The organism is Gordonia effusa NBRC 100432, assembly GCF_000241305.1.
Classification (GTDB): Bacteria; Actinomycetota; Actinomycetes; order Mycobacteriales; family Mycobacteriaceae; genus Gordonia; species Gordonia effusa.
Genome location: NZ_BAEH01000027.1, coordinates 1 through 11,067, shown reverse-complemented (window position 1 = coordinate 11,067; position 11,067 = coordinate 1). Strand labels below are relative to the sequence as shown.

The following is an 11,067-nucleotide window of genomic DNA, read 5'->3' as shown; positions in this document are numbered from 1 at the left end:
CCCATGGAGAAGCCGACGAGGGTGGCGTCATCGATGCCGTAGTAGTCGAGTACTGCACCGACTGGCACATGCCAGTCGGGTGTGAACGTGATGCCATAGTCCTCGAGCGGCGTTCCTTGGCCCGGCCCCTCAAAAAGCACCACGTCGTAGCCTGCGGCCTCAAGGACGAACGCGGCGCGGAACCACTCTTCGATGTAGCTATCAAAGCCGCCGAAAACGATGATGGTACCGAGAGGGTCCGATGGCGTGAAGCGGTAAGCCGACAACATCCCGGAGTCGTACGCGATCAGGCTATGCGCCTGCTCATCGACGTCGTAATACTCCTTCACGAGTCCGACGAATCGTCGTCGGGTGGATTGCTTGCGTTCGTCGGAGGCCGGAAGAAAGAACTCTGCGATTCGAAAGTAAGCGGCGCCGCTAAGAACTCTGTCATCCGCAAGGCACTTCTCCCCCAGCTCAAGGAACGTATGAACGAGCCCGGGGTAGTCCGATATCTCGGCCGCGGAGCGCATCTCGTTGAGCATGTCGGGATCGCCAACCCAGCCAAAGAAGCGATTGAGCTGGAAGTTGACGCTCACATCGGAATGAAAGTGGTGGTACCCGATCGGAAAAGCCTCGAGTCGGCGATTGATCCTGTTATCCGTCATGTGCTGGGTCCTATGCGGTGTCGTTGCGGGCTGGGCAAGTCGCCATCCGACTACTAATACAACTTTCTGTTGCATTAATAGCGTGGCATAATGACTTCGTTAACACAACCAGGAGTTGCAATTATGGATACCGATCACGAGGCCCCAGCTGGCACCGTGCGCACTGGCGGCCGGACGCATCGAGTACGAACCGCGGTACTGGGGGCGGCGCTAGCTGAACTCGCCGAGCACGGTTACGCAGCCCTTACGGTCGAGCAAATCGCCCGGCGATCAGGCATCCACAAAACCACGATCTACCGCCGATGGCAGACCAAAGAAGCGGTATTGGCCGCTGCGGTAAGGGATCTCGCTGATCGCATACTCCCTGTCCAGCCAACCGGGCAGATCGACGCAGATCTCCGTCGAATCAGCCGAGGATTGATTGACGTGCTCGACAGTGATTCTCCCCCGGTGGCGGGCGCCGTCCGAACCTTGTTCTCCGAGGCCATCGGCCATCCCGCCATTGCGCAACTAAGACACGAGTTCTTCGCACGGCGACATGAGGATGCACAGTTGATGGTCGCCGCCGCGATCGACCACGGGCAGTTGCCGTCCGATACTGACGCGCGCGAACTCGTCGGCCTTGTCATGGCACCGATTTACTATCGGTTCCTGGTCACCGGTGAGCAACTGAACTACGAAGTCGCCGACCGAGCCGTCGAGGTCGCGCTAGCCGCTGTTCGCGCGAGTAGTCAACGATAAAGAAGAAGGGGTTACTATCACACCTTGCTTCCCGCCTGCTCCGCCGCGACCTCTTCTTCGCCAGTCATCGGGTCGACGTCGGTCAGGGGTTCAACCGGCTCTCCCGCAAGCACTTTGCGCATTCGCTCCTTGTCCAGTTGCCCTTCCCAGTTGGCCACGACGAATGTCGCAACGCAGTTGCCCAGCAGGTTCACCGACACTCTCATCGAATCCATGATGCGGTCCGCACCGAGCAGCAGCGCGACGGCGGCGACCGGAATACTGCCGTGGCCAATCGCCGATACCGTCGCCGACAATGCCAAGAATGACGAACCGGGCACACCGGCCATCCCCTTCGACGTCAGCATCAACACCAAGACCGCGGTGATCTGCTCGCCGAAACTCAGCTCCACGCCGAGTGCCTGCGCGAGGAACAGGATGCAGATCGACAGGTACAGCGTCGCGCCGTCAAGATTGAACGAATATCCGGTCGGAACCACCAAACCCGTTGTGGTGCGCGAACATCCGGCATTAGACAACTTCGTCATGATGCGTGGAAGCACTACCTCGGTAGACGCTGTGCCCAATGCGACGAAGAGTTCATCTTTGATGTAGACGATGAACTTCCACAGATTGACCCCCGCGAAAATCCGCACAATCACACCGAGCACCACGATGAACAACACCGCCGCCAAATAGCAGCAGGCGATCAACTTGCCGTAGCTGCTCAGTGACGAGAGCCCATATTCGCCGACGATATACGCCATCGCTCCAAACGCACCCAGCGGTGCGAGTTTCATGATCCACCCGATAACGGTGAAAAAGATGTGACTCAGCTGGTCGATGGTTTCCAACACGATCGGCGGGCCCTTCTCCCCAACCTTGGCCAGCCCAAGTCCGAACAACACCGCGAAGAACAGCACCTGCAACAGCTCGTTCTCGGCAAACGCCGAAAGTGCCGACGTCGGAATGATATTCAGCAGAAAGTCGACGGTGTGCGGGAGTTCAGCGTCCTGCGTCTTATCCGCGACAGCCTTCGCTCCGGTCGCCAGGGTTTCCGGGTTGATGTCAAAACCGTTGCCCGGCTTGACGATATTGCCGACCACCAAGCCGAAGAGCAATGCGAATGTAGTCACCGCTTCGAAGTAGATCAGCGCTTTGACGCCGATCCGACCCACCGACCGCATATCACCGACATGGGCGATGCCGAGGACCACGGTGCAGAAGATGATCGGGGCGATCAGCATCTTGATTAACTTGATGAAACCGTCTGCGAGGGGTTTCAGATCTGATCCGAAACCCGGCCAGACGGCGCCGACGACAATTCCGGCCACGATGGCGACCAGCAGCCAGGTGAACATCGATTTGTACCAGCGTGTGCGCGTCCTGACGTCGGTGGTCGGAGGCGGATCAGCAATTGTTGCGGTCATCTGCCGAGTTTCAGATCCGCTTTCGTTAGATCGCATTCGGCAAGATTACGGCGAGGTAAAAGAATCGACATTCGAAGCCGCAGCATGAATTGCAGATACCAAAGTCCAAGTTGTAGGCTTCGACAATGAACAGACGCGGGGGTGTGCAACTGGCAGTCGTCGCGGTCGTGTTCACGCTTATCCTAGTCAGTGCGATTGCCGTTATCGGCCGACCAACAGCTGGACAGCCACGCGCGAATCCGACTGCCATACTAATTTCCTGGCTCGATCAAGCGAGTGACCGAGACAAATTGGAAGCCCCCTTCACCGCTTCTGCGACGACTACTCAAAGCGGCCGCGATGAAGTGATCGCCAGGATGACGGTGGAAGTCTCAAAGCCCATGGTGCAAGTCGCCATACGGGTGGCATGTTTCTCGGCGGCCGCGCACTCGAATCTTCTAAAGCGCAAGGAATCATTCTTCGCGACGCTCGACGGCACCCGGTTCGGGTCAGGATCTTGCTCGCCCCCGCCGGTCGACTCATCGCCGATCAGAGGTTCCGCGTGGATAGGGATCACCCTTGAACCGAGGCCGTACCCACCGGGTCTCAGAACCTTCACGGTAAGAGTCACAGTCCCACAAGGAGGATTGCTAGCGGTACAGGCAACTTTCCGTTACGCCTTCGCGTGATCACAAACACCGCCTTCGGGCACCCTGGCCGCATCATGGATACATCGGCGGATCTGGTAGCCCCCATGCATTCACCGATGAACTGCTAGCCCGCTTCCCCACCAGACTCGACAACCTGTTCCAGCAGGCTTCGACGGTACGCCTCCAGCGCGACCAGATCACCGAACACGGCGTTGTAAGCATCCGAATCCTCGGCCGGTGACATGCGACGAAGTCGCGACTTGATGTCGGCGATCTGCGCACCGACCCATACCTCTTGCAGCCGCGCCAGGACCGACCCGATGTAGCGCGGAATCGCGTTCTCCGACACCGGGATCGGTTCGACAGCAAGCTCGGTCACCAACGGCCCTACGACCTGATCGTCGACGCCGTTAATGACCGCCCCAACCCACTGGGCGCCGCCCATACCGGACGAAGTTCCGCCCAGTTCGGTCATCGTCGTGCGGATCTTGGCATACGCCGGTTCGGTGAAACACTCAACTGGCAGAGAATCGAATACGGTACCCGCGATCGCCGGATATTGCAGCGCGGACTTCAGCGCCTCACGCTGTGGCCACAACCGCGGATCGGAAGCCAGCGGTTTGGCGGTCGGCGGCGTCGACGAAGCTTCGGGCCGACCGCTGCGCAGATTGGTGACCTTGGGTGAGGGCTTGCCCCGTCGTTTGGCGTTCCGCGATGCCTCCTCACGCACCCGCGAAAGTACTTGCGGCACATCTTCCCAACCGACCCAGCCGGCCAACTGCCGCGCGTACTCATCCCGCAGCGCGACATCTTTGATGCGCGCCACTACCGGCACCGTGTCGCGCAGCGCGTGCACCCGTCCTTCGGCGGTGTCGAGATCATGATTCGAGATCAGCGCCTTAATAGCGAACTCGAACATAGGGATCCGTCGTGCGATGAGGTCGCGCACCGCGACTTCGCCGTCGCGCTGACGGAGTTCGCACGGGTCCATCCCCTCCGGTGCGATGGCCACGAATGTCTGCCCGGCGATGGACTGCTCACCGTCAAATGCCTTGAGCGCGGCCGCTTGTCCGGCGTCGTCACCGTCGAAGGTGTAAATGACCTCGCCCCGGAAGTAGGAGTCATCCATCATGAGTCGGCGGATCAGCGCGAGGTGATCTTCGCCAAATGCGGTGCCACAGCTGGCAACCGCGGTCGTGACACCGGACAGGTGCATCGCCATGACGTCGGTGTAGCCCTCGACAATCACCACTTGATGTCCCTTGGCAATGTTTCGCTTGGCGTGGTCGAGGCCGAACAACACCTGAGACTTCTTGTACAGCATGGTTTCTGGCGTGTTCATGTACTTGCCGAGATTGTCGTCGTCGAACAGTTTGCGCGCACCGAATCCGATGACATCGCCGCCCAAGTTCCGGATAGGCCAGAGCAGTCGACGATGAAACCGATCGATCGGTCCTTTGCGGCCCTGCTTTGACAGACCGGCCGCTTCCAGTTCGGCGAACTCGAAACCTTGGGACAGAAGGGCTTTCGTCATCGTGTCCCAGCCCTCGGGCGCGTAACCACAACCGAACTGGGCAGCCGCGGCGGCGTCGAAGTTGCGTTCTTTGAGATATTCACGGGCCGTCTGCGCGGCGGGGGTCTGCAGTTGTTCGGCGTAGTACTTCTGCGCGGCCGCGTTGGCGGCGACGAGTCGCGCACGCGTCCCGCGGTCGCGCTGAACGCTGGTGCCGCCGCCCTCGTAGTTGATTCGATAGCCGATGCGGTCAGCCAGTTGCTCGACGGCTTCGACGAAACTGATGTGTTCCTGCTTCTGCAGGAACGAGTAGACGTCGCCGCCCTCGCCACAGCCGAAACAATGAAAATGCCCGTGGTTGGGCCGCACGTGAAACGACGGCGACTTCTCGTCGTGGAATGGGCAGAGCCCCTTCAGGCTGTCCGCACCGGCACGTCGAAGCGCCACATAATCGCCGACGATATCCTCGATCTGCGTCTGCTCACGGATAGCCGTGATATCACGATCGGGGATTCTGCCTGGCACGTAGAACAGTCTAGTTGCTACTGCAACACATCAGACGGCCACGCCCGGCGCCCGTCCGCAAACCCGACTCGCCCGGACGTTCCCGACCCCAAAAGTGGGTCGGGAATGTCGCCCCGAGTCGGGTTTGCGGAGAAGCGGGGCCTGTCGCCTAGCCGAGATGTGCCTGCGCTCCGGAATTCTGTTTATCCGTTCGCTCCAAGCGTCCCTCGGTCATCGAGGCGATCTGATCGACAATAACCCGCATCCGAGCCGCATCGTCTTGGGCCTCATGCCATGCCGGAACGAACAGCGGATCAAGCCCGCCCGGCGCCGCGGCGGCCAGCCACGTCGCCACTCGGTGAATCCGCTCCCGCTGCCGATCCTGATGTGCTCGATGCCGCTGATTGGAGAAAATGAAACGCAGCGCAACAGTTTTCAACACGGCCACCTCGGCGGCGACCAATGGTGGCACCGAAAGATCCGCGTCATAGCGGGAAATCGGTTGGTCCCCAACAACTTCCCGTGTCCCGGAGATAGCGGCGTTGGCGAATCGACCGATCAACTCCGATGTCAGCTGCTTCAGCGCCACCGACGATGTCAGCGTGCCGTCGAATTGCCCAAGTGCCGCAACGAGTTCCATCCGCGAGAGCCGCTGCGCGGCATCGACAAGCGTGTCGGCGTCGAGACCACGGAAATAGGTAACACCAAGTTCGGCGAGTGCCACCTGATCTGATCGATCACCCAACGATCGAAGATCGATACGGCCCGAAATGATGCCGTCCTCAACGTCGTGCACCGAGTACGCGACGTCATCAGACCAGTCCATCACCTGCGATTCCAAACACTGTCGCGTTACGTCGCCCTTGTCACCTGTCGACCGAACCCACTCCAGCACGGCTGAATCATCTTCGTACGCACCGAATTTCGATCCCGGAGTTCGTCGTGTCCAGGGATACTTCAACGTCGCGTCGAGCGAGGCCCTAGTGAGATTAAGCCCGACGCTGACACCAGTGGAGTCCAAGATCTTCGGCTCCAACCGCGTCAATATCCGCAGATTCTGCGCGTTACCTTCGAATCCACCGTATTCCGACGCGACCTCATCGAGCGCCCGCTCGCCGTTATGGCCATAGGGCGGATGTCCGATGTCGTGAGCAAGGCCGGCCAACTCCACGAGGTCGGGATCGCAGCCCAACCCGACCGCGATTCCGCGCCCAATCTGCCCGACCTCCAGCGAATGTGTCAGCCGAGTACGCGGCGTATCACCTTCGCGCGGCCCGACGACCTGCGTCTTATCTGCCAGTCGACGTAACGCGGCACAGTGCAGCACCCGCGCACGATCACGCGCGAAATCATTGCGATGATCGTTGCGCGTCCCCGGGAGACCAGCGGTCTTGGGTTCTTCGGGCACCAATCGTTCCAGCGACGCCGCATCGTACGCGGCAGACGACGGCCAAGAGTTAGTCAAGCACCCAACCCCGGCCGACCGCGAAGTCGGTGATCCGCTGACGAATCTCGATGATCTGTCCCGCCGTCAAATCGTCCGACGAATCGAGGAGAAGCTCGGTGATCTCCTCGGTGAATGAGGCGGCGTCGAGCGCTCCCGCTCCACCACGCGGCCGACGGCCGCGATCTCCGCGATCTCCGCGGTCACGGCCATGGCCATGATCACGACCACCCCGGTCATGCGATTCACGACGGTGGGCGCGCTCACTGGCTGAGTCGTCACTGCCGGCGGGTGCCTCTTCGGTCACCGAAACGTTGACCGCCTTTGACCCGCGGTCAGTGTCCTCGACGTCGAAGTCGACCACTGCGCCGGGCTTCAACAGGTTTTCATCGATGTCGATATCGTTGATATGCAAGAAGACATCGGCTCCCCCGGTTTCCGGCGCCAGGAATCCGAATCCTCGATTGCTGTCGTAATGTACGACTTTTCCACTGACAGACACTTACCCATTCCCATCCGGCGGGCGCAGTATTCACGGACCCCTTGCCCGGACTGCGTCGCACGCCCCGTCCATCATGACAGAAATCAGGCTGGCACAACGACAGTTGCGCCAGCCCGACCTCGCGACTCGTCGGGTTACGCCCCGACTAACTGCGCACCGAGATAGCTCACGACCTTGTCCAGCGCCACGCGTTCCTGGCTCATGGTGTCACGCTCGCGGATGGTGACGGCCTGGTCGTCGAGGGTATCGAAGTCAACGGTTACGCAGAACGGCGTGCCGATCTCGTCCTGACGGCGATAACGCTTGCCGATACCCTGTGCGTCGTCGAACTCGACATTCCAGTGTTTGCGTAGTTCTGCGGCAAGGTCTTTCGCCTTGGGCGAGAGCTTTTCGTTGCGGGACAACGGAAGTACTGCGACCTTGATCGGCGCCAACCGCCGGTCGAGCCGCAACACCGTACGAGTGTCAGTGCCGCCCTTGGCATTCGGCACCTCTTCCTCGGTGTAGGCATCGCATAGGAACGCCATGAGCGAACGCGTCAGGCCGGCCGCCGGCTCGATAACGAATGGCGTGTACCGCTCACCCGACGCCTGGTCGAAGAACGACAAATCCTCGCCTGATGCCTTGCTGTGCGTCGACAGGTCGAAGTCGGTCCGGTTGGCAATGCCCTCCAGCTCGCCCCACGGATTGCCCGCGAAACCGAATTTGTATTCGACATCGACCGTACTTTTCGAGTAGTGCGACAACTTGTCTTTCGGATGGTCGTACAGACGCAGGTTCTCCGGATCGATGCCGAGGTCGGTGTACCAGTTGAATCGCTGGTCGATCCAGTACTTCTGCCACTCCTCGTCCTCACCCGGCTTGACGAAGAATTCCATTTCCATCTGCTCGAATTCGCGCGTTCGGAAGATGAAGTTGCCGGGCGTGATCTCGTTGCGGAAGCTCTTGCCGATCTGCGCGATGCCGAACGGCGGTTTCTTGCGAGCGGTCGTCATCACATTCTTGAAGTTGATGAAGATGCCCTGCGCGGTCTCCGGGCGCAGATAATGTAGGCCTGCCTCATCATCGACCGGGCCGAGGAAGGTTTTCATCAAACCGCTGAATGCTTTGGGCTCGGTCCAGTTGCCTGGCTGGCCGGTTTCGGGATCGTTGATGTCGGCCAGGCCGTTCTCCGGCGGATGGCCGTGCTTAGCCTCGTACGCCTCGATGAGGTGGTCTGCGCGATAGCGCTTATGCGTATGTAGCGACTCGACCAGCGGGTCGCTGAACACCTCGACGTGACCCGACGCCTCCCACACCTGGCGCGGCAGGATGACCGAGCTGTCCAGACCGACGACGTCGTCGCGGCTGGTGACCGTCGAACGCCACCACTGACGCTTGATGTTCTCTTTTAATTCCACACCAAGTGGGCCGTAATCCCAGGCCGAGCGGGTGCCGCCGTAGATCTCGCCGCAGGGGAACACCAAACCTCGGCGCTTGGCGAGATTGACGACTGCATCGACACGGTTTGACGGTGAGCTGGCCACGGGTGTTTGCACTCCACTTTGATCGAGTTGGGCTGGAACCCTTACAGCCTAACCGGGAGCTGCGGTCACCCGATCATCGGTGGACTGCCGCTGCGACGTAGGAAATATCGGCCCCGTGAGTGTGGTCGAAGGGCAATATGCCCTTCGACCACCACCACGGGGATGGAAATTCTCTCTCCACTCGCATCCGTCATCCGGCGCCACGTCCAACTGTGTGGAATCAAGTGGCACCTTGCAAAATAGGCGTTAGTCATTTTTATTGACTTAGCAGTTCAACGCAGCATACAGTCGCCCTATGCGTCACGATGACCTCGCGGATAAGAACTGCGCTGTAGCCCGCACGTGGGCGATTATCGGAGAGCGGTGGACGATGATGATCTTGCGAGAATTCTTCCGGGGGGAGCATCGCTTCGATCCGATCGCACGCAAACTCGGGCTCGGCCGCAGCGTTCTGACCGACCGGCTACGCATGCTGGTTGACGAGGGAATCCTCGAGCGTCGTCAGTACGACTCAGCCCCCGACCGCCTCGGCTACCACCTCACCACCAAGGGCGAGGAGCTCTATCCCCTGTTCGTCGCAGTCATCGATTGGGGAGACAAGTGGGCCGTCGATAACCCACCGGTCACCCTCACGCATGCGGCATGCGGTCATCAGCCGCACGTGTCGCTGCGTTGCGAGAACTGCGACACAGACCTGACCCGCCGCGACATACATGCCGAATTCGCGCCGGACGCTTGGTAATTCACGTACTCAACGAAGGAGTCTGCAATGACTGCTCCCATGCCTACCCGCACCGATGGCCTATGGCTCGACGATCTTTTCGTCGGGCGAACGTTCACCTCGGGTGAGGTCGAGCTCACTGCCACCACGATCATCGAGTTCGCCAGCCAGTACGACCCCCAGCCGTTCCACCTCGACGCCGACGCCGCCCAAGGAACATTCTTCGATGGCCTCGTGGCGAGCGGTTGGCACACCGCGGCATTAACCATGCGTCTATATACCGACGCTTTTCCGCTCGCGACCGGCATCATCGGCGGAGGTGTCGACGTGACCTGGCCAAGCCCCGCCGTCGCCGGCGACATCCTTCACCTGGAGGGCGCCGTCGAGGAGATCACGCTCTCGCGTTCACGCCCCGATCGCGCCACCGTTGTCGCGTCCCATCAGACCATTAACCAGCATGGCGAGATACGGCAAAAGACCACTTCGCGCCTGTTGGCGTGGAAACGGCCCGACTGATCACACATTTGAAAATGTTTTCCATTAATATGGGAGAGGTTATGAGTGAAACCCATGTTGATCCCCTCGGCCCCGACGCGATCGATCCCGGCCCGCTGGGTCACGCCTCGCCGCCGATACCAACCGACGCGGACTCACTTGCCGCCGCCGGGGATCTTCTGCGGGCACTCGCCGCACCGGCTCGGATCGCGATCGTGCTCTCACTGCAGCAGCAGGGCAAATGTGTTCACGAACTCGTTGGCGAGTTCGGCTTTTCGCAACCCTTAGTCAGCCAGCATCTGCGAGTACTGAAAGACGCCGGAGTGGTGCGCGGCAATCGCAACGGCCGCGAAATCATGTACGAACTTGTCGATGACCACCTCGCACACATCGTCAACGACGCCGTGCTGCACGCAACCGAACGCCACCATGACTGAAACTCCCGTCACCGGTATCCGCTCAACCAAGCAGCGGGCAGCGCTCGCTGAGGTATTGAGCAAAACCGACGACTTTCTTTCGGCTCAAGAACTCCACGAGCACCTCAAGGCGCGCGGCGAATCGATCGGCCTCACCACCGTGTATCGGAATCTGCAGGCGCTCACCAAGGCCGGCGAGATCGACGCACTGTGGGACGGCTCCGGTGAGACCCGTTACCGGCACTGTTCAACCGGCCACCATCACCACCTAGTGTGCCGCCGCTGCGGTACCACCGTGGAAATCCAAGCCGAGCCGGTGGAATTGTGGGCCGAAAAGGTCGCGGCCAGTTACGGGTTCAGCGATATTAACCACACGGTGGAAGTGTTCGGGCTCTGTGGCCGGTGCCAGACAGACTAATTTCCGCTACGCGGAGGCCCCCATTCTGTCGGTCGAGTAGGAACCCACGAGCGCCCCTTCCGTCGGTCGAGTAGGAATTCACGAGCGCAGCGAGGGGATTCC

The 11,067-nt window shown here is 60.4% G+C and carries 10 protein-coding genes and 1 pseudogene; 5 read left to right on the top strand and 6 right to left on the bottom strand.

Annotated elements, in window-relative coordinates:
• Nucleotides 1-647, bottom strand: a pseudogene (locus tag GOEFS_RS04400) (alpha/beta hydrolase); the annotation flags it as partial.
• Nucleotides 648-770: 123 nt separating this feature from the next.
• On the opposite strand from GOEFS_RS04400, the gene GOEFS_RS04395 reads away from it, so the two are divergent.
• Nucleotides 771-1,388: a TetR/AcrR family transcriptional regulator gene (locus tag GOEFS_RS04395; RefSeq protein ID WP_007316673.1), complete on the top strand. Its 618-nt coding sequence runs from the start codon at nt 771-773 to the stop codon at nt 1,386-1,388.
• A gap of 17 nt (nt 1,389-1,405) precedes the next feature.
• Here GOEFS_RS04395 and dctA read toward each other — a convergent pair whose 3' ends face one another.
• The 5 genes from dctA to GOEFS_RS04365 all read right to left on the bottom strand — a co-directional run bounded on the left by dctA (nt 1,406) and on the right by GOEFS_RS04365 (nt 8,915).
• Nucleotides 1,406-2,797: a C4-dicarboxylate transporter DctA gene (gene dctA / locus GOEFS_RS04390; RefSeq protein WP_050949785.1), complete on the bottom strand. Its 1,392-nt coding sequence runs from the start codon at nt 2,795-2,797 to the stop codon at nt 1,406-1,408.
• Between the two features lie 753 nt (nt 2,798-3,550).
• Nucleotides 3,551-5,464 (bottom strand): DNA primase, encoded by a 1,914-nt coding sequence (dnaG, locus tag GOEFS_RS04380; protein ID WP_007316670.1) that lies wholly within the window; start codon nt 5,462-5,464, stop codon nt 3,551-3,553.
• A gap of 148 nt (nt 5,465-5,612) precedes the next feature.
• The gene (locus GOEFS_RS04375) at nt 5,613-6,908 is read right to left on the bottom strand and encodes a deoxyguanosinetriphosphate triphosphohydrolase (RefSeq protein WP_007316669.1); all 1,296 of its coding nucleotides are present in this window, start codon (nt 6,906-6,908) and stop codon (nt 5,613-5,615) included.
• A complete protein-coding gene (locus GOEFS_RS04370) occupies nt 6,901-7,389 on the bottom strand; it encodes a cold-shock protein (protein WP_007316668.1) in 489 nt (162 codons plus the stop codon). The genes GOEFS_RS04375 and GOEFS_RS04370 overlap by 8 nt, the downstream gene beginning before the upstream one ends.
• A gap of 134 nt (nt 7,390-7,523) precedes the next feature.
• Nucleotides 7,524-8,915, bottom strand: coding sequence for a glycine--tRNA ligase (locus tag GOEFS_RS04365; RefSeq protein ID WP_007316667.1), 1,392 nt, complete (start codon nt 8,913-8,915; stop codon nt 7,524-7,526).
• Nucleotides 8,916-9,210: 295 nt separating this feature from the next.
• Here GOEFS_RS04365 and GOEFS_RS04360 point away from each other — a divergent pair, with 295 nt between their 5' ends.
• The 4 genes from GOEFS_RS04360 to GOEFS_RS04345 are packed head-to-tail and all read left to right on the top strand — an operon-like array spanning nt 9,211 to nt 10,965.
• Entirely contained in the window at nt 9,211-9,657 is a 447-nt protein-coding gene (locus GOEFS_RS04360; protein WP_007316666.1) for a winged helix-turn-helix transcriptional regulator, read from the top strand.
• A gap of 27 nt (nt 9,658-9,684) precedes the next feature.
• On the top strand, nt 9,685-10,152 hold the full coding sequence (locus GOEFS_RS04355) for a MaoC family dehydratase (protein ID WP_007316665.1): 468 nt from the start codon (nt 9,685-9,687) through the stop codon (nt 10,150-10,152).
• Between the two features lie 41 nt (nt 10,153-10,193).
• A complete protein-coding gene (locus GOEFS_RS04350) occupies nt 10,194-10,568 on the top strand; it encodes an ArsR/SmtB family transcription factor (protein ID WP_007316664.1) in 375 nt (124 codons plus the stop codon).
• The gene (locus GOEFS_RS04345; protein ID WP_007316663.1) at nt 10,561-10,965 is read left to right on the top strand and encodes a Fur family transcriptional regulator; all 405 of its coding nucleotides are present in this window, start codon (nt 10,561-10,563) and stop codon (nt 10,963-10,965) included. Before GOEFS_RS04350 ends, GOEFS_RS04345 begins: the two co-directional genes overlap by 8 nt.
• Nucleotides 10,966-11,067 lie beyond the last annotated feature (102 nt).

Bases quoted from the DNA above. Each gene is read 5' to 3' on its own strand.
- GOEFS_RS04395 (WP_007316673.1), top strand. From the start codon at position 771: ATGGATACCGATCACGAGGCCCCAGCTGGCACCGTGCGCACTGGCGGC.
- dctA (WP_050949785.1), bottom strand. From the start codon at position 2,797: ATGACCGCAACAATTGCTGATCCGCCTCCGACCACCGACGTCAGGACG.
- GOEFS_RS04360 (WP_007316666.1), top strand. From the start codon at position 9,211: ATGCGTCACGATGACCTCGCGGATAAGAACTGCGCTGTAGCCCGCACG.
- GOEFS_RS04355 (WP_007316665.1), top strand. From the start codon at position 9,685: ATGACTGCTCCCATGCCTACCCGCACCGATGGCCTATGGCTCGACGAT.
- GOEFS_RS04350 (WP_007316664.1), top strand. From the start codon at position 10,194: ATGAGTGAAACCCATGTTGATCCCCTCGGCCCCGACGCGATCGATCCC.
- GOEFS_RS04345 (WP_007316663.1), top strand. From the start codon at position 10,561: ATGACTGAAACTCCCGTCACCGGTATCCGCTCAACCAAGCAGCGGGCA.